Here is a 22520-nt window from a genome sequence, read left to right on the forward strand (position 1 = left end):
TAGATGAACGGAGCAAGAAAGAGAAAAGACAATATATTAAACGGATTGATATACGGATCAGCATTTGTAACAGTTGCAATGCTAGTCGTTATAGTAGGATACATATTCTATAAAGGATTTGGAAACATAAACTTCAACTTTATATTCAGTGATTATCAGGCATCAGGTGATGGTGGGGTTTACCCAATGATAGTTGCTACAGTTTACACAGTACTTATTGCAATACTAGTATCTGCACCAATAGGGATACTTGCAGCAATATATCTTCAGGAATACGCAAAACAGGGTAGACTTGTTTCAGCTATAAGATTCTGTACAGAAAGTTTAGCTGGTATACCTTCAATAATATACGGATTATTTGGTGGTATTTTCTTCGTAGTGTTTATGAAAATGGGATATTCACTATTATCAGGTTCTTTAACAGTTGCGATAATAATACTTCCAGTAATAATAAGAACTACAGAAGAAGCTTTAAAAACAGTACCTCAGAGCTACAGAGAAGCATCGTTTGCACTTGGAGCTACAAAACTTCAGACTTTATACAAGGTTATCGTACCTAGTGCAATACCTGGTATAATATCAGGGGTTATACTTTCAATAGGTCGTGTTGTTGGGGAATCAGCAGCGATACTACTTACAGCAGGTACAGTTGCAAAAATGCCAGCAGGAATAATGAGTAGTGCTAGAACACTTACAGTTCATTCATACTTATTAACAAAAGAAACTGGTGATATAGCAACAGCATCTTCAATAGGTATAATACTTATAGTTATAGTGTTAGCACTTAATACATTAGCTAAATTTGCGGGTAAAAAACTTAGTAAAGCAAAATATTAATTAGTAAAAATAAAATATTAATTTTTAAATATATTAATCGAAAAATAAAATGTAAATTTTAAATAAATAAAATTCAGTAAACAAAAGCAAAACGGGAATTAATTAGAATAGAATTTAAGGAGAAAATTTTAAATGGAAATATACAATAATACAAAAATAGCTGTTAGAAATTTAGACCTTTACTACGGCGAAAAACAGGCATTAAAAGACGTAAACATGAATATAAAAGAAGGTAAGGTTACTGCTTTAATAGGACCTTCAGGATGTGGTAAATCAACATTTATAAGAACTTTAAACAAAATGAATGATTTAATAGACAACGTAAAAATCTACGGAGAAATAGATTTAGACGGAGAAGATATAAACAAACAGAATGTTATAGATTTAAGAACAAAAGTTGGTATGGTGTTCCAGAAACCAAACCCATTCCCAATGAGTATATACGATAATATAACTTATGGACCTAAGATACAGGGGATAAAAGATAAGAAAGAATTAGATAGAATAGTTGAAGAAAGTTTAAAAGGAGCTGCTATCTGGGATGAAGTAAAAGATAGATTAAAAAGTTCAGCACTTGGTTTATCAGGTGGACAGCAGCAGAGACTTTGTATAGCTAGAGCAATAGCTATGAAACCAGAAGTAATATTAATGGACGAACCTACTTCTGCACTTGACCCAATATCTACAGGTAAGGTTGAAGAGCTTATAGAAGAGTTAAAAGGTAAGTATACTATAGTAATAGTTACTCACAATATGCAGCAGGCAAACAGAATATCTGATGATACTGCATTCTTCTTAAATGGGGAAGTTGTAGAATTTAACGACACAAGATCAATATTTGAAAATCCAATGGATAAAAGAACAGAAGATTATATAAACGGAAGATTTGGTTAAAAAGCTCAAGAAAAAATACAGAAGATGTCGCAGAAATTTTCAGAGGCATCTTTTTTAGTTGAAAAATAATAAATCTCCTCTCCACGGTTCCGACGCCTATTTGAATAACAAATAGGTAGGCGTCTCCAAGTGTCGAGTACGATTTACATATTTTTCAACCAAAAAAATTCAATGCCCCTTGAAAAATTTCTGCGACATCAGTCCGTATTTTTTTATTGAGTTTTATAGCCCAAATCTGTAGTTTATATAATTCTTTTGAAATGAAAAATGGTAATTTTATATTTTTTCTAATACTTTAAGTGGTGTGAAAGCAATTAATACAAATATTAAGTAATCAAATTTAGTATTGAAAAAATTAGGTTCTTTAATGGTAAATATACATAGAAGTATAAGCGCCGTAGAGATAATTACTAATAAAGATTTTTTGAAAGATATTGTTCTTTTGTTAGTACAAAATTCTAATGCAAGCAAAAGTAATAGTAACACAAATATATTAAAATTTCCTGTATAGAATTTGTTTAAGCATATAAATATTATGCTTAGTCCTGATAATATACTTAAAATTGGACTGTATTTTTTTCTTAAGTTTGATATGTTCATTGAAACACCACCGATCATTTTTTATATTGGATAAATTAAAATTATGTAAATAATATCGATTTTTTATCTTGGTGTCAATATTTTTTTGAAATTTGAGAAAAATGATGAGATAAGAATTTGTAGAAGTGTTGATGATGTAATGAAATTGAGTTGTTTTTCCTTGACATAAGTAAAGATAACTGTATATAATTAAAGTATTAATTATATAAAAACGTTGAAGAAGAGGAGTATTCAGTGACTTCCATCAGAGAGAGAAATCCATTGGCTGAGAGGTTTTTTAGGAGTAAGAGCTGGAGAAGGTAGCTTCGGAGTTTCCAAGCTGAGTTTAGTAGGTTTGGACGGGTGGAACCGTTATATTCTGTAGAGAGTCGAGGAATTTTTCCTCGGAATTAAGGTGGTAACGCGAGCTTTTCGTCCTTATGTAGGATGAAGGGCTCTTTTTTTATAGGCGAAATAGTAATAAATATTATTTCGACACAAAAATGCGAGATAAACCTTTGGTATATTTTGGTGAAATACAAAAATTTACTAAAATATTTAAAAGGAAATCGATAAAAAATATAGTAAATGGGAGGATTAGAAAATGGAAACAAATCTAAATAAGACTTATGATCCAAAAGAATTCGAGTCAAGACTTTATTAAACTAGCTCAAGAATACTTGTGACTTTAGTCGTGAGATGAATTGGCTAGAATAGTAAGCATATAGGGAAACTTGTATGTAGACGTAGCAAACCTACGTAACTAAGAAACTGAATTGCTGGAAAATCGTAAAGCTAATTAAACTACAACATAGAGATGAAAAAAGCTCAAGTGTGAATGTGGCGAAAGCAGAAAAAATTAATTAGATGGTATAAGGTTAAATCCTAAGTGCTTGAAAATCGATAATCAGCAGGTAAGCTCCGAATAGGAGAAACTTCAACGACTATTCCTCGTGAGGGAAGTACACTGCAAGCTTTTGGCAGTGGAAGTGGTTTCGCCCTAACAGGTAAGGCTGAGGGATAAGATATAGTCTGTGCTTGATAGAAATATCAAGAAGTTCATAAGAGAACTGTATAGGCAGTAGCGAGCTTATATGAACGAGACCTCCCATATGTTGTGGGATTCTAAAAATTTAAAACTTAGTAGATTAAATAAAAAACTTTTACAAAAATATTTTTAATAAAATGACCAAAAAAGAACAAATGTTCTATAAAATATGTTATAATATACCTATACAAACGTTTACAGAAAGCGAGGTGATTATAATGTATTTGACTATGAAGCAGCAAGTAAAACAATTGACTAAAGAAGATTATAAAAACTTAAAACTGCTATCTCATATAGCTAAGAATTTAGCTAATGAGGCAATTTACAATGTTAGACAATACTATTTTAGTGAAGGTAAATATCTAAACTGTCAAAAGAATTACGAATTGCTAAAAAATAGCCCTAACTATAAAATACTAAATTCAAATATGGCACAGCAGATTTTAAAAGAAGTTGATAGATCTTTTAAATCCTTCTTTGCTTTACTTAAATTAGCAAAGAATGGAAAATACAAGTTTAAAGATATAAAACTTCCTAAATATCTTCCTAAAGATGGTTTTAAAACATTGATTATAGGTTTTGTGAGAATAAAGGGAAATAAATTACTAATTCCATACTCATTTTCTTTTAAGAAAGAACATAAAAGTATTGAGATAAATATTCCACCTAAACTAGTTGATAAAAATATAAAGGAGATAAGAATTATACCTAAATCAAAGGCTAGGTTCTTTGAAATTCAATATATCTATGAAGTAGAAGAAATTCAAAGTAATGTCGATAAAAATAAAGCACTAGCGATAGATTTGGGGGTGAATAATCTTGCTACTTGTGTAACATCAACTGGAAAATCTTTCATAGTAGATGGAAGAAGATTAAAATCTATAAACCAATGGCACAATAAAGAAAATGCACGTTTACAGAGTATAAAGGACAAACAAGTATATAAAAAGAAATACACAAACAGACAGGTTACCAATACTAGAAAAAGAAACAATAGAGTTAATGATTATATGAACAAATCTGTTCGTATAATTATCAACTATTGCTTAGAAAATGGAATAGGAACTGTTGTATGTGGATATAATCCAACACTTCAAAAAAATTCTGATTTAGGCAAGAAAAATAATCAGACATTTGTAAATATACCTTTTGGAGTGCTTAGAGAAAAAATAGAGTATCTTTGTGAATTATACGGAATAACTTTTGTTGAACAGGAAGAAAGCTACACATCAAAAGCTAGTTTTTTTGATAGAGATGAGATTCCTGTATATGAAAATATAATCGAAGACATCAAAAACTGGCTTCCACATAAGGAATATAAATTTAGCGGAAAAAGAGTTAAAAGAGGATTGTATCAAACAAAAGATGGTAGGTTATTAAATGCAGATGTAAACGGAGCATTAAATATATTGAGTAAAAGTAAAGTTGTGGACTTAGGTGTCCTATACAATAGAGGCGAACTGGACACGCCTATAAGAATAAGGGTTGTGTAGCAACTAAACTTCTTAAATAAAGTTTTAAACTTTTAGAACCCTGCGACTTTAGTCATGGGAGGTTCAGGATGAGTGGATGGAAAAAGGTTATTTTGCTTCAAAACCAAATAAAGATAAAAAACCTTTCACAATAATGATGCCGCCACCAAATATAACAGGACAGTTACATATGGGGCACGCATTAGACCATACACTTCAGGATGTTTTAATAAGATGGAAGAGAATGCAGGGATGTGAAACACTTTGGTTACCAGGTACTGACCATGCATCAATAGCTACTGAAGTTAAGGTTGTTGAAAGAATTAAAAAAGAAGAAGGCAAAACTAAATACGAATTAGGTAGAGACGAATTCATGAAGAGAGCTTGGGCTTGGAAAGAAGAATTCGGTGGAAAAATAGAAAATCAGCTTAAAAAATTAGGGGATTCTTGTGACTGGGATAGACAGAGATTCACAATGGACCAGGGATGCAACGATGCAGTTAAAGAATTCTTTATAAAATTATACGAAGAAGGACATATATACAGAGGTCATAGAATAATAAACTGGTGTCCAAACTGTAAGACTACTCTTTCAGATGCAGAAGTTGAACACGAAGATCAGCCAGGTAATTTCTACCATGTAAAATATTTCCTAAAAGATAGCGATCAGTTCCTTGAAGTAGCTACTACAAGACCTGAAACTATGCTTGGGGACTCTGGTATAGCAGTAAACCCTAACGATGAAAGATATGCTGACATAGTTGGAAAAACTGCAATACTTCCATTAGTAGGTAGAGAATTACCAATAGTTGCAGATGAATATGTTGATATGGAATTCGGTACTGGTGTTGTTAAAATGACTCCAGCTCACGACCCTAACGACTTCGAAGTTGGTTTAAGACATAATTTAGAAGAAATCAACGTTATGAACGAAGACGGTACAATGAACGACAAATGTGGTAAATACACAGGTATGGACAGATATGAATGTAGAAAAGCAATCATAGACGACCTAAAAGAAGAAGGATTCTTAATAAAAATAAAAGAACACGACCACGCTGTTGGTACTTGCTATAGATGTCATACAACTATAGAACCAAGATTATCTGAACAGTGGTTCGTAAAAATGGATAAATTAGCAGAACCTGCTATAAAAATATTAAACGACAAAGAATTACAGTTTGTTCCTGACAAATTCGACAAAACTTACCTACAGTGGTTAGAAAACATAAGAGACTGGTGTATATCAAGACAGTTATGGTGGGGTCATCAGATACCAGCATACTACTGCCAGGAATGTGGAGAAGTTGTTGTTGCTAGAGAAATGCCAGAAAAATGTCCAAAATGTGGATGCACTCACTTCAAACAGGATGAAGACGTACTAGATACTTGGTTCTCATCTGCTTTATGGCCATTCTCAACACTTGGTTGGCCAAACAATACAGAAGAATTAAACTACTACTATCCAACAAATGTACTTGTAACTGGATACGATATAATATTCTTCTGGGTAGTAAGAATGGCATTTGCAGCAATGTTCTGTATGAATGAAAAACCATTCTCTCATGTATTAATACATGGTCTTGTTAGAGACTCTCAGGGTAGAAAAATGAGTAAATCTTTAGGAAATGGTATCGATCCACTTGAAATAATAGATCAGTTTGGTGCAGACGCTTTAAGATTTACATTAATAACAGGAAACTCTCCAGGAAACGATATGAGATTCTACATGGAAAGAGTTGAATTTGCTAGAAACTTCGCAAATAAATTATGGAATGCATCAAGATTCGTATTCATGAACTGGGACGAAGAAATGATGAATGGCGTAACAAGAAGCGATGTTGAAGCTAACTTAACATTAGCAGATAAATGGATAATATCAAGAGCTAACAACATAGTTAAAGATGTTACTCATAACATGGATAAATTCGAATTAGGGATGGCTCTTCAGAAAGCATACGACTTCACTTGGTCAGAATACTGTGACTGGTACATAGAAATGGTTAAACCAAGATTATACGGTGATGATGTAGAAGCTAAAAAAGCAGCTCTTTACACATTAACTTATGTTCTTGAAACAATATTAAAACTTCTTCACCCATTCATACCATTCATAACAGAAGAAATATTCGACCATCTTCCAACTGCAAACGGAATGATAATAGTATCTGAATGGCCAGAATTCAAAGAAGAAGACAACATGGCTAAAGAAGAAGCTATGATGGATATAATGATGGACGGTATAAGAAATGTAAGAAACGTTAGATCAGAAATGAACGTTCCACCATCTAAAAAAGCAAAAGTTATAATGGTTCCTAGTGAAGATAAACTAGAAGCTGTTGAAGCAGGAAAAGACTACTTCAAAACTTTAGCATCAGCATCAGAAGTTGAAGTTAGAGCAGATGAAGCTGGTATACCTGAAGACGCAGTAAGTGTAGTTATAGACGGTGTTAAGATATTTATACCTCTTGACGAACTTGTTGACTTCGAAAAAGAATTAGAAAGATTAAACAAGGAAAAAGCTAAATTAGAAGGCGAAATTAAGAGAGTTAATGGAAAACTTTCTAATCAGGGATTCCTTGCAAAAGCACCTCAGAAATTAGTTGACGAGGAAAAAGCTAAAAAAGAAAAATTTGAAGAAATGATGAAATCAGTAGAGGAAAGATTAGCTAGTATACAGGCAAAACTTTCATAAAATAAAAGGCTGTCGTAATAAATAAAAGGGCAAGAGCATAACCACCTTCCACTCCTAGCTAAGACGCAAGACGATAAAAAGTTTTGGATGAAGTCTTAGTTGTGCGTCCACGCACAGTCGTTGGATAGGTGGTTATTTCTCTTGCCCTACTTTTTTATACGGCAACAATTTTTATTTTTTAAATGTTTTACCTATAGCTAAAAACTTTTTAGAGTGGAAGGGTGCTTATTAGAAGTAAGTAAAATATGAAATGAAGAGTTTCTGTCGAGTAAAAGTAAGTTTAATTAGAAAATGTAGCTTTTATTTTGTTAGATTTATTGGAGGAAGTTATGAATTATAGTGAAGCTTTAGATTATATACACAGTAGTCATAGGTTTGGTATGAAGCTTGGGCTTGAGTCTACCGAAAAGCTTATGGAACTTTTAGGTAATCCTCAGGACGAGCTTAATATTATTCACGTTGCAGGTACTAATGGTAAGGGTTCTATTTGTTCATTTATCGCAAAGGTGCTTGAAAAAAGTGGATACAAGGTTGGGCTGTTTACATCTCCATATCTTGAGGTATTTAACGAGAGAATTAGAATAAATGGGGAAAATATTACCGATGAACATATTGCAAAGTCTGTGTCTGAGGTTAAATTACGGATAGATAAGATGATTGCTGAGGGGTACAACTCTCCAACTGAGTTTGAGATTGTGACTGCTATGGCGTTTTTAATATATAAATGGGAAAATGTTGATTACGCAGTTATGGAAGTTGGGCTTGGTGGAAGATATGACTCAACAAATATTATAAAAAATCCACTTGTTAGCGTTATTGCATCTATAAGTTTAGACCATACTAGAGTTCTTGGAGATACTATTGCCAAAATTGCCTACGAAAAAGGTGGAATTATCAAGAAAGATTCTGCGGTTGTGGTTTATTCTCAAGGGGATGAGGCTGAGGATGTGCTTAAGAAAATTGCAGCTGAGGAAAATGCAGAATTTATTGAAGCAGATTTTAATAGTATAAATGTTAAGAAAGACGATGTTCATTCACAGATATTTGATTTTTCTATTAATGGAAAAGAGTTTAAGGATATGGAAATCAAGTTAATAGGTGAGCATCAGGTTAGAAACTGCGTGACTGCTTTAAATGCGATAGATTATCTTAGAAGAAGTGGCAAGGTAGCAAATATCACAGATGATAGTGTGAAAGCAGGTATTTTAGAGACAAAATGGCCTGGTAGGGTTGAGAAAGTTATGGAAAATCCTACATTTATTATAGATGGGGCACACAACGAGGATGGTGCGAGATCTTTGAGAAAGGTGATTGATAAGTACTTTGCTGATAGAAATCTTGTGCTTATGCTTGGAATGCTTGAGGATAAGGATATCGACACAGTGCTTGAGATTTTGATGCCTGTGTTTGATAAGGTTGTCGTTACTGAGCCAGATAATCCGAGAAAGATTTCTGCAGATAAGTTAAAAGCTAAGATTGAGAAGTACACAGGTAATGTGGAAGCTGTGGAAAAGATTGAGGATGCTTTGGAAAGAGTGTTAGAAGTTGCTGAAGAAGGGGATGTTGTAATAAGTGCAGGATCTCTATATATGATAGGAGCGGTTAGAACACTTTTAAGAAATAGATAACTGGGAAGAGGGGCGATATACTCCATTTGTGACGCGCAATCAAGTTGCGACAGTCACAAATGGAGTATATTCGCCCCTCTTTGCACAGTTATTACTTTCTTAAAAGCGTTCTTTGATGAAGAACGCTAGAGGTATATCTTGGGTTATTTAGTTTGATGGTATGTTTTGTTTTGTTGATTGTAATTTAGATTTTGTTTATAATTTTGTGAGTTTGTGGATAGGTTTTGGTTTATAATTGTATTAATTATTTTTGTATGTAGAAATGTGCACAGTTTTGAAAGGAGATTGTGATTATGCTTAGAGTTAGATCATATAGAAGAGATGATGCCAAGGAAGTTGTGAAGTGGTGTCAAGATGAGAGGACGTTTAATTTTTGGAGTGCTGGGCTTTTTGGCGATTATCCATTGACTGAGGAAAAGTTGAGTTTTGTTGAGAAATTCATGCCATTTGTGGCGTTTGACGATGATAAGTTAGTGGGATTTTTCAATTTTAGAAATGTTGAAGATACTTTGGATGAGCTTAGGATAGGGTTTATTATTTTGGATCCTGCTCAGCGTGGAAAGGGATACGCAAAGCAGATGATTAAGTTGGGGCTTAATTTTGCTTTTGAAGTGTATGGTGCGAAGAGAGTTTCTTTGGCTGTAGTGGCTGATAATTTGAGTGCGTACCATTGTTATAAGGCGATTGGATTTGAGGAAGTGGATAAGGAGATTTCGCCACTTGAGGTTATGGGGCAAAGTTTTGCAGCTAAAGAGATGATTATAGAGAAGAAATAGATTAAGTGAGCAACTTTTTGAGGAGAAATTCTTGAAAAGTGGTTTTATTTTGTTAGTTATAAACGATAAAAATGATATTTTTAGATATTTTATTAGTTATAACTAATAAAAATTGAATTATTACCTTGTTTATCAGTTATAACTGTGATTTTTTATAATTAAATGGTATAAAGGATAAAAAGATTAGAGATTTTCTATTAGAAAAAGAGTGGAACTAGAGATTAAAAAGAATAAATATAAATCAAAAGAAGAAGTTTTTAAAAGCTTCTTCTTTTTTTAGATTTTTTATATCTAATTCAACAAATTTGATATAATTAAATATAGAAAGAAAAAATAATTCTTTCAAAATAAAAACTAGAGAGGAAACTTTATGGGAAAAGAAGATATAAAACTACAAATAGATAATCTAATAGACAAAATAAACTACCATAGCGACAAATACTACAACCAAGATACACCAGAAATCTCAGATTTCGAGTATGATATGCTTATGAAAGAGCTAATCAAGCTAGAAGCAGAAAACCCAAAGTTCAAGAGAGTAGACTCTCCTTCTAATAGAGTTGGGGGGATGGCACTTGATAAGTTTGACCAGGTTACGCACAAAAATCCGATGCTTAGTCTATCAAACGCATACTCTGCTGAAGATTTAAGAGATTTTGACAGAAGAGTAAAAGAGATGGCTGACGGGGATGTAGAGTATGTTGTTGAGTTTAAGATAGATGGACTTTCTGTAGGGATAACTTACGAAAATGGAGAGTTTAAAAGTGCTGCAACTAGAGGGAATGGGATAATTGGAGAGGATATTTCTAAAAATGCCATGACAATTAAGAGTATTCCTCTAAAGATAGACGATAAGAGAGAGATAATTGTCAGAGGAGAGGTTTATATTTCTAAAGAAAACTTTGAAAAGGTCAATGAATATCAGGAAGAGCACGACCTACAGGTATTTGCCAATCCGAGAAATTTAGCAGCAGGATCATTAAGACAGTTAGACTCAAAGCTAACTGCTAAAAGACCTTTAGATATATTCGTATTTAACCTAGAAAATATCAACGAATTAGATGGAATAGATACACATTCTGATTCATTAGAATACCTTAAAAAACTAGGCTTCTCAGTTAGTGAAAACTACAAAATCTGTAAATCAATAGACGAGGTTATAGAGTTTATAGAGTATTGGACAGAAAACAGAGGAAGTTTAAAATTCGATATAGATGGTATGGTTGTTAAGGTAAACAACATTGAGCAGAGAAATGAGATGGGATTTACAGCTAAGAGTCCAAGATGGGCTATTGCGTACAAGTTCCCAGCTGAGAGAAAGAAGAGCAAGATTTTAGATATTGAGGTAGAGGTTGGTAGAACAGGTACAATCACTCCAACAGCTATTCTTGAGCCTGTTAGACTAGCAGGGACTTCTGTTAGTAGGGCGACTCTTCACAACGAGGACTTTATCAGAGAAAAGGATATAAAATTATTTGACCATGTTATAGTTCAGAAAGCGGGAGACATAATTCCGCAGATAGTTGAGGTTGTGAAAGAGGATAGAACAGGGGATGAGAAGGACTTTGTTATGCCTAGTGTCTGCCCTGAGTGTGGTGAGCCAACAGTTAGACTTGAAGGTGAGGCTGCAGTTAAGTGTATAAATATCTCTTGTCCAGCACAGATTAGAAGGGGAATGATTCACTTTGTTTCGAGAGAGGCTATGGACATAGATGGTATGGGTGAGTCAATAATCACATTATTCCTAAAAGAAGGTCTGATTAAAGACGTTTCTGATATATATTATCTAAAAAAAGAGCAGATTGTGCCACTTGAAAGAATGGGAGAAAAATCTGCTGATAATTTAATTAAAGCAATAGAAAAATCAAAATCAAACGACCTATGGAGACTGATAAACGGTCTAGGTATTAGATTTGTCGGTGTGAAAGGAGCTAAAATACTAGCTTCAAACTTCAGCAGTTTAGACGAAATTATGAACGCCGATGTTGAGAGATTACAGCAACTTGAGGAGTTTGGAAGTATTATGTCTGAGAGTGTTGTAAAATTCTTTAGAGAAGAACAGAATTTAGCAGTTATCCAGAAGTTAAAAGATGCTGGTGTAAATACTGAAGCAGGTGAGGACAAATCTGAAGGTATACCTCAGTTGTTTGAAGGGATGAAGATAGTTCTTACTGGTACACTTCCTACATTAAAAAGAAATCAGGCTAAGGAGATTATAGAGCTTAGAGGTGGAAAGGCTACTTCAAGTGTAAGCAAGTCTACTACATTTGTGCTTGCTGGAGAGGAAGCTGGCTCAAAATTAACTAAGGCAAATGATTTAGGAATAAAGGTAATCGACGAGGATATGTTCTTAAAATTATCTGAAATGGGAAGCAAGGAAGATGTATTATCAGAACTTGGAATGTAATAAATAGCAAATAATAAATTAGTAATTTTAATATAAAAAACTAAATAAGAGGTGATTTCACAGTATGGAAAGATTAGGAAATAGAGCAAATGACGAGATAAGACCAGTCAAGATAACTACGAATTTTACAAAATACGCAGCAGGTTCTGTGCTTATCGAGATGGGAGAAACTAAGGTAATATGTACTGCAACAGTTGAAGATAAAGTGCCACCATTTTTAAGAAATACAGGTACAGGTTGGATAAACGCAGAATACTCAATGCTTCCAAGCTCAACTCAGCAGAGAAAGATAAGAGATTCAGTTAGAGGAAAGATTGACGGAAGAACTCAGGAAATACAGAGATTAATAGGTAGAGCAATAAGATCTGTTATAGATTTAGATTTATTAGGAGAGAGAACTATATGGGTTGACTGCGATGTTATTCAGGCAGATGGTGGAACTAGAACAGCTTCAATAACTGGTGGGTTTGTTGCAGCAGCTCAGGCAATTTACGGACTTTATCAGAATAAAGAAATTAAAAAACTTCCTATTAAGAATTTCGTATCTGCAATAAGTGCAGGTGTTTTAAATGACGAGCATATACTAGACCTTTGCTACGAAGAAGACTCTGCAGCTAAAGTGGATATGAACTTTGTAATGACAGACAAAGGAGAGTTTGTAGAAGTTCAGGGAACTGGAGAAGAAGCTCCATTTAGCAGAGAAGATTTAAATAAATTATTAGAACTAGGGGAAAAAGGAAACAAAGAGCTAATAAAAATACAGAGAGCTGCAATCCCAGAAATAGGTGATGCTGTACTTGGTATGGACTACGGAAAAGACGTGGTAATAGCTACAGGAAATAAACACAAATTACAGGAAATAGGGGATATACTAAAAGATTTCGACTATAATGTTATGTCTTTAAAAGATGTTGAATTAGACGGAATAGAAATAGTAGAAGACGGAAAAACATTTGAACACAATGCTTTGATAAAAGCGAGAACAATTTCAAAACTAACTAAGAAAATATCTATAGCAGATGACTCTGGTTTAGTTGTTGATTGTTTAGGAGGAAAACCGGGTATATACTCAGCGAGATATGCTGGAGAACATGCAACTGATGAAGAAAACAGAATAAAATTATTCGAAGCTATGAAAGATGTTCCGATGGAAGATAGAACTGCGAGATTTGTAAGTGCAATAGGTGTTGTACTTCCAGATGGAAAAGAGTTTACTGTTAGAGGAACTGTTGAAGGTAAGATAACATTTGAGGAACATGGAGAAAATGGATTTGGATACGACTGCATGTTTATGCCTGATGGATTTGATACTACATTTGGCGAAATAGATCCAGAAATCAAAAATAGCATGAGCCACAGAGCAAATGCACTTAAAAAGATGAAAGAAGAATTTATTAAAAGGGTTGTGAGATAATGAAAATAGGTATAGTTAGCGATACTCATAGATTAGTTAGAAATATGGATAAAGCAATTCCGTACTTAGAGAATTGCGATTTAATAATTCATGCAGGGGATAACTACTCGGATGCGAGATATATTTACGGAGAAACAGGTGTAAATGTTATGGCTGTTGTAGGAAACTGCGATTTTGAAGATGCAGAAGATGAATTATTATTTGACTTTGGCGGAAAAAAAATTTTTGTGTGCCATGGACATAGATACGATGTAAAATACGGAACAAAATTTTTACAGACTAAAGCAGAAAGAGAAGGAGCAGACATAGTTGTATTTGGTCATTCACATGAAACTTTTTCTGAAGTAATAAATGGAACACTTTATATAAATCCAGGTAGTCTTTCTCTTCCAAGAGGGGGCAGCAAAAGAGGATTTGCTATATTAGAAATCGATGGAGATAATATAAAAGTGAAGGAAGTAGAAATTTAATTTGAAGAATCTCTATGACTTTTGAAAAAAGCTAAAAAAATAGCCAAATAATTGAAATATAATCATAAGAAAGGTTGTATTTAAAAAAAGTTATGTGATATAATTGAATAGTTATATAGAATTATGATGGATACAAATACCATAAATTGTAATATCAAAAGTATATTAGGAGGATTTTTAAGAAATGAAAGCAGAATTACTTAAAAAAGAAGGTAACGTAGTTACTTTAAAAATAACAGTAGACTACGATAAATTCAACGGAGCAGTTGAAAAAGCTTACAAAAAAACTAGAGGTAGATACAGCGTACCTGGATTCAGAAAAGGTAAAGCTCCTAGAAAAATAATAGAAATGAACTACGGTGAAGGAATATTCTACGGAGATGCTATAGATGCATTATTCCCAGAAGTATTCGTACCAGCAGTAGAAGAAACAGGAATACTTCCAATAGGTGCTCCATCTATAGATGTAGATGAAATAAGTAAAGAAAACGGATTAGTTATGTCTGTAGAAGTAGAAGTTAGACCAGAAGTTAAATTAGACAACTACAAAGGTGTAGAAGTTACTAAAGATGTTCCAGAAGTAACTGACGAAATGATAGCTGAAGAATTAGATAGAATGGTAGAAAAAAACTCTAGATTAGTAGACGTTGAAAGAAATGTTGAAGATGGAGATATAGTTAACATAGACTTCAAAGGATTTGTTGATGGAGAAGAATTCGAAGGTGGAAACGCTGAAGGATACGAATTAACAATAGGATCTCACACATTCATAGACAACTTTGAAGAACAGTTAGTTGGTAAAGCTTTAAATGAAGAAGTAGAAGTTAACGTAACATTCCCAGAAGGATACTCAAGAGAAGATTTAGCTTCTAAACCAGCTAAATTCGAAGTAAAAATAAACTCTATAAAAGTTAGAGAAATGCCAGAATTAAACGATGAATTCGCAGCTGATACTACAGAATTCGAAACTTTAGATGAATTAAAAGCTGACATAAGAGCTAACTTAGAAGAACAGGCTAACAACATGGCTGAAAACCAGGTAAGAGAAGAAATAGTTAACAAAATAGCTGAAGCAGCTGACTTCATAACTCCAAACGCTATGGTTGAAGACCAGTTAGATAGAATGATGCAGGATCTTAACTACCAGTTAATGAGCCAGGGATTACAGATGGAAATGTTATTAGAAATAACTGGCAAAGACTTAAATGGATTAAAAGAAGAAAGAAGAGAAGATGCTGAAAAATTAGTTAGAGGAACTCTTGTATTAGATGAAATAGCTAAATTAGAAAACATAGAAGCTTCTGAAGAAGAAGTTGACGCTGAAATAGCTAAAATGGCTGAAATGTACAAAATGGAAGCTGAAGAAATGAAAAAAGCTTTAAGACCAGAAGATTTAGAAGATATAGCTGGTCAGCTAAAAGTTAGAAAAACTATAGACTTCCTAGTTGAAAATGCTACTATAGCATAGTTTATAAATAGTCTATAAATATTTGAAAAAACAAGGCTGTCTAAAGCGATATTTGATATCTTAGGCAGCCTTATATTGAATGCAAAAAAAGAAAGGGGTTACATAAAATGGCATTAGTACCTTATGTTGTTGAACAGACAGGAAGAGGGGAAAGATCTTATGATATATTCTCTAGATTATTAAAGGATAGAATAATATTCTTATGTGATGAGGTAAATGATGATACTGCAGGACTTATAGTAGCTCAGCTTTTATTCTTAGAAGCAGAAGATCCAGATAAAGATATACATCTTTACATAAATTCACCAGGTGGAAGTATAACAGCTGGTATGGCTATATACGATACAATGAACTATATAAAACCAGATGTTAGTACAATATGTATAGGTATGGCTGCATCTATGGGTGCATTCTTACTTTCTTCAGGTGCAAAAGGTAAGAGATACGCACTTCCAAACAGTGAAATAATGATACACCAGCCACTAGGTGGGGCTCAGGGACAGGCAACAGAAATAGAAATCCGGGCTAAGAGAATAATAAGAATGAAAGAAAAATTAAACCAGATACTTTCTGAAAATACAGGTCAGCCTTTAGAAAAAATAATGGCAGATACAGAAAGAGATAACTTCATGGAAGCTGATGAAGCACTTGCATATGGTTTAATAGATGAAGTTATAACAAATAAACCGTTATAAGAGAGGAGAATTTTAATGGCAAAATTTGACGATAAAAAACAGCTAAAATGCTCTTTCTGCGGAAAAACTCAGGATCAGGTAAGAAGATTAATAGCAGGTCCAGATGTTTGTATATGTGATGAATGTGTTGAACTTTGTGAAGATATAATCAGAGAAGAATTTGAAGAAGCTAACGAAGAAGCAACAACATCAATAGATTCATTACCAAAACCAAAGGAAATGATGGAAATATTAAATGATTATGTAATAGGACAGGAAAAAGCTAAGAAAGCTTTATCTGTTGCAGTTTACAATCATTATAAAAGAATATACAGCAATTCTGAAAATGATGTAGATATACAGAAAAGTAATATATTACTTTTAGGACCAACAGGTTCTGGTAAAACTCTACTTGCTCAGACACTTGCTAAAACATTAAACGTTCCATTTGCTATGGCAGATGCAACAGCTCTTACTGAAGCTGGTTACGTTGGGGAAGACGTTGAAAACATACTTCTTAAACTTATCCAGGCTGCAGATAATGATGTAGAAAAAGCTGAAAAAGGTATAATCTACATAGATGAAATAGATAAAATAGCTAAAAAATCTGAAAATGTATCTATAACAAGAGATGTCAGCGGAGAAGGTGTTCAGCAGGCACTTCTAAAAATATTAGAAGGAACTGTAGCTAATGTTCCTCCACAGGGCGGAAGAAAACATCCAAACCGGGAATTTATAAAAATAGATACAACTAATATACTATTCATATTAGGTGGAGCATTTGACGGATTAGAACAGATAATCCAGAGAAGATCTAGTGAAAAAACTCTAGGATTCGGAGCTAAAATAGAAAGCAAGAAAAACCTAGATTTAGGAAAAATATATGAAAATGTACTACCAGAAGATTTACTAAAATACGGTATAATACCAGAATTTATAGGTAGAATTCCAGTAATAGCTACATTAAATATGCTAGATGAAGATGCATTAGTTACAATACTAAAAGAACCTAAAAATGCATTAGTAAAACAGTACAAAAAATTATTCGACATAGAAGATGTTGAGCTAGAATTTGAAGACGATGCACTAAGAGAAATAGCTAAAAAAGCTATAGACAGAAACACTGGTGCTAGAGGTCTAAGAAGTATAGTTGAAAACATAATGATGGATACAATGTATGAAATACCATCTGAAGAAAATGTTGAAAAAGTAGTAGTAACTAAAGAAGCTGTAATAAATGATGATGTACAGCCAACTATAGTTTACAAAGAAAATTAATATGAAACGCAAAGAAGGGTATTGAATCAACGCTCCAGGCTTCGAACTTTGCTACTTTTTAAGCGTTAGCTTTGTCAAGCTAACAAAAGGATGCAAAGTTCTGCAGATTGTCGCTGTTAATTTCAATACCCTTCTTTTTGCGTCAGCATATAAAATTTTCTGAACCATAGTATGGCTGAACACCATATATGCAGGAGCAAGTTGATATTATCGATGGCTATTTTTATAAATGTGTAAAAAAGAGCAAGTTTTATAACTGAAATCATGCGACACTTGGAGACGCCTACCTATTTGATTTTCAAATAGGCGTCGGAACCGTGGAGCAGATAGCAGTTATAAACTTGCTCTTTTTCCAATTTTATAAGAATGCCATCAATATACCAATTGCTCCAAATATGAATACTATGGCTATTGATCCAACTTTTTCTTTTTTTAATAAATATAACGCAACTAAGAATGCGATTATATCATATGCCCCCCAAGTAATTTCTTTACCAGAAGACACAGCAGCTGCAAGTATAAAACCTAGAGTTATAGGTCTTAATACTGTAAGCAAGTTTTCTACCTTTTTATTGTCCTTAAACTTATCCAATAAATGAGAGATAATTGTAAGTCCAACAAGTGAGAATATTACAACACCAACAGATGCAGCAAGTGACCCCCAGAAACCTGCAGTTTTAAAGCCAACAAATGTAGCACTGTTTATCGCTATTGGTCCAGGAGTTGACTGAGAAATTGCAAGCAAGTCTAAAAATTCCTGGTTAGTTATGAAGTGGTATTTATTGATAAATTCCTGCTGTATAAATGGAAGCATCGCATAGCCACCACCAAAACTGAATGCCCCAATCTTTAAGAATATTAGGAAAAGAAGTATTATTTTAGACATAAGCTATATACACCTCCTAATAGTATTAAATATATTGGACTTATATTTAAGAATGCTACAGCCACAAAAGAAACTACTAAGAAAATAATATTTCTTTTAGTTTTTGGAAGTTTTTCTAGCATTTTTATGAATGAGTATAATATAAGTGCGATAACAACTGGGTTGACTCCTCTAAAGAAACCATCGAGTATTTTAGAAGAAGAATTAGCAAAATATAAATACGCTAAAGCTATAACTATACAGAATGATGGCATAGTTGCACCTAATAGGCAGACTAATACACCTTTTATGCCGTTTATTCTATAACCTAAAAGTATAGAAATATTTGCCGCTAAAACACCGGGATAGCTTTGAGCTATAGAAAGATAGTCCAAAAATTCTTCCTCGCTGACTAATTTTTGTTTCTTTACAAGCTCGTCTTGGATTAGAGGAACCATAGCGTAACCTCCGCCGAAAGTAAATGCACCAATTTTAAAAAATGTTAAAAAAAGTTTGAGCATTTTAATCCTCCTTGTAAAAATAGATTTAATTTTTTTTTAATTTCAAATCAATTTCTATTATAACATATAATATATAAGTTAATATTATTTTTAAAATTACAAAAGTTATCTAAATAAAATGATTTTAATCTATTTATTGTAATTTATGACACTAAATAGGGTATAATAATAAATAGAGGCGTGATAGTAAAAATAATAATTGCAAATAAACCGAGATAAGGATATAATAATCTATTAAATGATAAAATTTAAAATATTTTCGGTTGAAAATTAATATCTGTAAAGATATAATAGAAAAAGCAGTAAAATTCTTAAAAAAGGAGATGAGGGCTGAATATGAGTAATAAAAATACTAAAATAGAACGTGAATTACCAGTAATACCTCTTAGAGGATTAACAATCTTTCCATATATGGTATTAAATTTTGATATAGGTAGGGAAATATCTCTAAATGCATTAGAAGAAGCTATGATGAATGATGAGGTTATATTCCTTACTACACAGAAGGATCCAGAAATAGACGATCCAGATGAAGATGACTTCTACAAAGTAGGTACTATAGCAAATATTAAACAGATGATAAAATTACCTGGAGATGCTGTTAGAGTACTTGTAGAAGGGGTTACTAGAGCTACCATCAAAAGTGTAGATAAAGAAGAAGGATACTTTAAAGCTGTAGTAGAAGAAGTGGTAGAGGTTAAGGATGACGAAACTGAAACTGCTGAAAATGAAGAAGAAGCAAAAGAAATACAGGCGCTAGTTAGAAGTTTAATGGCTGCTTTTGAAGACTATATAAATATAGGAAACAAAATGTCTCCTGAGATATTAATAAGTCTTTCAGAAATAGACGATTACGGAAGATTAGTGGATACAATAGCTGCTAATATATATCTAAAAAATGATAAAAAGCAGGAAATAATAGAAGAATTCGATGTTAAGAAAAGACTAGAATTAATGTACTCTATCATATTAGAAGAAGTAGAAATAATGAAGATAGAGAAAAAAATAGCTTTAAGAGTTAAAAAACAGATGAGCAAAATCCAGAAAGAATACTACTTAAGAGAACAGTTAAGAGCTATTCAGAAAGAGCTTGGAGAAGATGAGGATACATCATCTGATGCTGAAAAATATAGAAAAAAATTAAAAACTCTAAAAGCACCAAAGGAAACAAAAGAAAAAATATCTAAAGAAATAGAAAAATTTGCTAGAATGAGTCCATCTTCACCTGATTCAGCAGTTAGTAGAAATTATTTAGATATGATATTCTCACTTCCTTGGAATAAGGAAACAAAAGAAAAATTAGATGTTAAAAAAGCAGAAGAGATATTAAATAAAGAACACTACGGATTAGATAAGGTTAAAGAAAGAATACTTGAATATTTATCAGTAAGAAAATTATCTAAATCTCCAAAAGGGCCAATAATCTGTCTTGTTGGACCTCCAGGTGTTGGTAAAACATCTATAGTTAAGTCTGTAGCTAAAGCATTAGGAAGAAAATATACTAGACTTTCTCTTGGTGGGGTTAGAGATGAGGCTGAAATAAGAGGACACAGAAGAACTTATGTAGGTGCAATTCCAGGTAGAATAATCAACGGAATGAAAGAAGCTGGCAGCAAGAATCCAGTATTCTTACTAGACGAAATAGATAAAATGGCATCTGATTATAAAGGAGATCCAGCTTCAGCAATGCTAGAAGTTCTAGATCCAGAGCAGAATAAAGGATTTGTAGACCATTATATGGAAATACCTTTTGATTTATCAAAGGTACTATTTATAACAACTGCAAATACTTTAGATACAGTGCCTAGACCATTATTAGACAGAATGGAAGTTATAAGAATTTCTGGATATATAGAAGAAGAAAAATTAAATATAGCTCAGAAATATCTTCTTCCAAAACAGATAAAAGAAAATGCTCTTGCTGAAGGATTCGTTACAATGGACGAAGATGTTATGAGAAAATTAATAAATTCATACACTAGAGAAGCAGGTGTTAGAACATTAGAAAGAACAATAGGAAAAGTTTGTAGAAAAGTAGCTAAGAAATACGTTGAAGATCCAAGCTTAGAAGGATACGATGTTAAGATGGAAGACCTTCAGGAATTCTTAGGTAAAGAAATATTCAAATATGATTTAGCTAAAGATGAGCCAAGAGTAGGTCTTGTAACTGGTCTTGCTTGGACAGAAGTAGGTGGAGTTACCCTTGAAGTAGAGGTAAATGTGCTTAAAGGTAAGGGAGAAATAGTACTTACAGGTCAGCTAGGAGATGTTATGAAAGAGTCAGCTAGGGCTGGTATATCATACATAAGATCTAGAGCTGATGAGCTAGGCATAGATCCAGAATTCTACAAAAATACAGATATACACATACATTTACCAGAAGGAGCTACACCAAAAGATGGTCCTTCAGCTGGTATAACTATGGCTCTTGCTGTAATATCAGCACTTACAGGTAGAGGAGTGCCAGGAGATATAGCTATGACTGGTGAAATAACTCTAAGAGGTAGAGTACTTCCTGTTGGTGGAGTTAAGGAAAAATTATTAGCAGCACATAGAGCAGGAGTGAAAAAAGCACTTCTTCCAGTAGAATGTGAGGCTGATTTAGACGAAATACCAGAAAATGTAAAAGCTGATATGGAATTCGTATTAGTTGAAACAATGGACGATGTTTTAAAAGAAGCGTTAATATAGAGAGGTGAGAGAATGAAAATAAGAAGCTCAGAGATAACAATGAGTGCAGTTCATAGACACCAGTATCCTACAGATGGGATACCTGAGATAGCACTAGCTGGGAGATCTAATGTTGGTAAATCATCACTTACAAATGCTTTACTTAACAGAAGAAATTTCGCTAGAACAAGTTCTACACCAGGTAAGACAAGAACAATAAACTTCTACTTAATAAATAAGGAGTTCTTCTTTGTCGATTTACCAGGGTATGGATATGCAAAGGTTGCTAAGTCTGAAAAGGATAAGTGGGGACAGGTAATGGAGAGATATCTTCAGGATAGGGACGAGCTTTGTGCGATATTCCTTCTTGTAGATATAAGACACGAACCTACAGCAGACGATAAGATGATGTACGATTGGATAAAATACTACGGATATGATTGTGTTGTTGTTGCGACAAAAGCGGATAAGATATCAAGAGGACAGTATTTAAAACATTTAAGTGTTATAAGAAAGAAACTTCAGTTAGAAAAGGATGAAAAGATAATACCTGTATCTTCATCTAAAAAAACTGGAATAGAAGAACTATGGAGTGAAATAGTTGAGCAGTATAGAAAACATGGATACGAAATAACTGAAGATTAGTATTTGTAGGGGCTTTTGAATTTTTTCAAGAGCCTCTCTTTTTATGCTTGCAATTATAAACAATACGCTCTCCAGGCTTCGTCGATTTCTCCCCTCTAGTTCGAGCTCCGCCCGAAGCTAAAGTCGAATGAACTGCTACCCGTAGAGTGGACTGTCAAAATAAATAAAAGTTAAATTTA

The 22520-nt window shown here is 33.2% G+C and carries 16 protein-coding genes, 1 pseudogene and 1 other annotated feature; of the genes and pseudogenes, 14 read left to right on the top strand and 3 right to left on the bottom strand.

Annotated features, from left to right (window positions below; translation table 11 throughout):
- Positions 1–3: 3 nt before the first annotated feature.
- Together pstA and pstB are read left to right on the top strand one after the other, a co-directional pair.
- Complete coding sequence (pstA, locus tag DWX74_RS08085; protein WP_118549525.1) at positions 4–837, top strand: phosphate ABC transporter permease PstA; 834 nt, start codon at positions 4–6, stop codon at positions 835–837.
- 132 nt (positions 838–969) lie between these two features.
- On the top strand, positions 970–1731 hold the full coding sequence (gene pstB, locus DWX74_RS08090; RefSeq protein WP_118549526.1) for a phosphate ABC transporter ATP-binding protein PstB: 762 nt from the start codon (positions 970–972) through the stop codon (positions 1729–1731).
- A 276-nt stretch (positions 1732–2007) separates the two neighbouring features.
- Here the strand turns inward: pstB and DWX74_RS08095 are convergent, their stop codons facing one another.
- A complete protein-coding gene (locus tag DWX74_RS08095; protein WP_040410349.1) occupies positions 2008–2331 on the bottom strand; it encodes a hypothetical protein in 324 nt (107 codons plus the stop codon).
- Between the two features lie 205 nt (positions 2332–2536).
- Positions 2537–2753: a binding site (T-box leader), on the top strand.
- A gap of 823 nt (positions 2754–3576) precedes the next feature.
- Here DWX74_RS08095 and DWX74_RS08105 point away from each other — a divergent pair.
- The 10 genes and pseudogenes from DWX74_RS08105 (at position 3577) to clpX (ending at position 17640) form a co-directional block, all read left to right on the top strand.
- Positions 3577–4851, top strand: coding sequence for an RNA-guided endonuclease InsQ/TnpB family protein (locus DWX74_RS08105; protein WP_118549527.1), 1275 nt, complete (start codon positions 3577–3579; stop codon positions 4849–4851).
- A 70-nt stretch (positions 4852–4921) separates the two neighbouring features.
- Positions 4922–7525, top strand: a pseudogene (locus tag DWX74_RS08110) (valine--tRNA ligase); the annotation flags it as partial.
- Between the two features lie 329 nt (positions 7526–7854).
- Positions 7855–9153 (top strand): bifunctional folylpolyglutamate synthase/dihydrofolate synthase, encoded by a 1299-nt coding sequence (locus DWX74_RS08115; protein WP_118549529.1) that lies wholly within the window; start codon positions 7855–7857, stop codon positions 9151–9153.
- A gap of 293 nt (positions 9154–9446) precedes the next feature.
- Positions 9447–9929, top strand: a complete 483-nt coding sequence (locus tag DWX74_RS08120) for a GNAT family N-acetyltransferase (RefSeq protein ID WP_118549530.1) — start codon at positions 9447–9449, stop codon at positions 9927–9929.
- A 370-nt stretch (positions 9930–10299) separates the two neighbouring features.
- Positions 10300–12336 carry an NAD-dependent DNA ligase LigA gene (gene ligA, locus DWX74_RS08125; protein ID WP_118549531.1) on the top strand — a complete coding sequence of 679 codons (2037 nt, stop codon included), beginning with the start codon at positions 10300–10302 and terminating at the stop codon, positions 12334–12336.
- A 64-nt stretch (positions 12337–12400) separates the two neighbouring features.
- The gene (gene rph, locus DWX74_RS08130; protein WP_118549532.1) at positions 12401–13750 is read left to right on the top strand and encodes a ribonuclease PH; all 1350 of its coding nucleotides are present in this window, start codon (positions 12401–12403) and stop codon (positions 13748–13750) included.
- A complete protein-coding gene (locus DWX74_RS08135; protein ID WP_118549533.1) occupies positions 13750–14220 on the top strand; it encodes a metallophosphoesterase in 471 nt (156 codons plus the stop codon). The genes rph and DWX74_RS08135 overlap by 1 nt, the downstream gene beginning before the upstream one ends.
- A gap of 184 nt (positions 14221–14404) precedes the next feature.
- Positions 14405–15688, top strand: coding sequence for a trigger factor (gene tig, locus DWX74_RS08140; RefSeq protein WP_118549534.1), 1284 nt, complete (start codon positions 14405–14407; stop codon positions 15686–15688).
- Positions 15689–15795: 107 nt separating this feature from the next.
- Positions 15796–16383 carry an ATP-dependent Clp endopeptidase proteolytic subunit ClpP gene (gene clpP, locus DWX74_RS08145; RefSeq protein ID WP_006439666.1) on the top strand — a complete coding sequence of 196 codons (588 nt, stop codon included), beginning with the start codon at positions 15796–15798 and terminating at the stop codon, positions 16381–16383.
- Positions 16384–16398: 15 nt separating this feature from the next.
- Positions 16399–17640: an ATP-dependent Clp protease ATP-binding subunit ClpX gene (gene clpX, locus DWX74_RS08150; protein ID WP_118549535.1), complete on the top strand. Its 1242-nt coding sequence runs from the start codon at positions 16399–16401 to the stop codon at positions 17638–17640.
- A 358-nt stretch (positions 17641–17998) separates the two neighbouring features.
- On the opposite strand, the gene DWX74_RS08155 is transcribed toward clpX, so the two are convergent.
- The gene (locus DWX74_RS08155) at positions 17999–18526 is read right to left on the bottom strand and encodes a chromate transporter (protein ID WP_118549536.1); all 528 of its coding nucleotides are present in this window, start codon (positions 18524–18526) and stop codon (positions 17999–18001) included.
- A complete protein-coding gene (locus tag DWX74_RS08160) occupies positions 18514–19026 on the bottom strand; it encodes a chromate transporter (protein WP_006439669.1) in 513 nt (170 codons plus the stop codon). The genes DWX74_RS08155 and DWX74_RS08160 overlap by 13 nt, the downstream gene beginning before the upstream one ends.
- 336 nt (positions 19027–19362) lie before the next feature.
- On the opposite strand from DWX74_RS08160, the gene lon reads away from it, so the two are divergent.
- The gene (gene lon / locus DWX74_RS08165) at positions 19363–21717 is read left to right on the top strand and encodes an endopeptidase La (protein WP_118549537.1); all 2355 of its coding nucleotides are present in this window, start codon (positions 19363–19365) and stop codon (positions 21715–21717) included.
- Between the two features lie 12 nt (positions 21718–21729).
- Entirely contained in the window at positions 21730–22341 is a 612-nt protein-coding gene (yihA, locus tag DWX74_RS08170) for a ribosome biogenesis GTP-binding protein YihA/YsxC (RefSeq protein WP_006439671.1), read from the top strand.
- Positions 22342–22520 lie beyond the last annotated feature (179 nt).

Source organism: Peptoclostridium sp. AF21-18, from assembly GCF_003478825.1.
Taxonomy (GTDB): domain Bacteria; phylum Bacillota; class Clostridia; order Peptostreptococcales; family Peptostreptococcaceae; genus Peptacetobacter.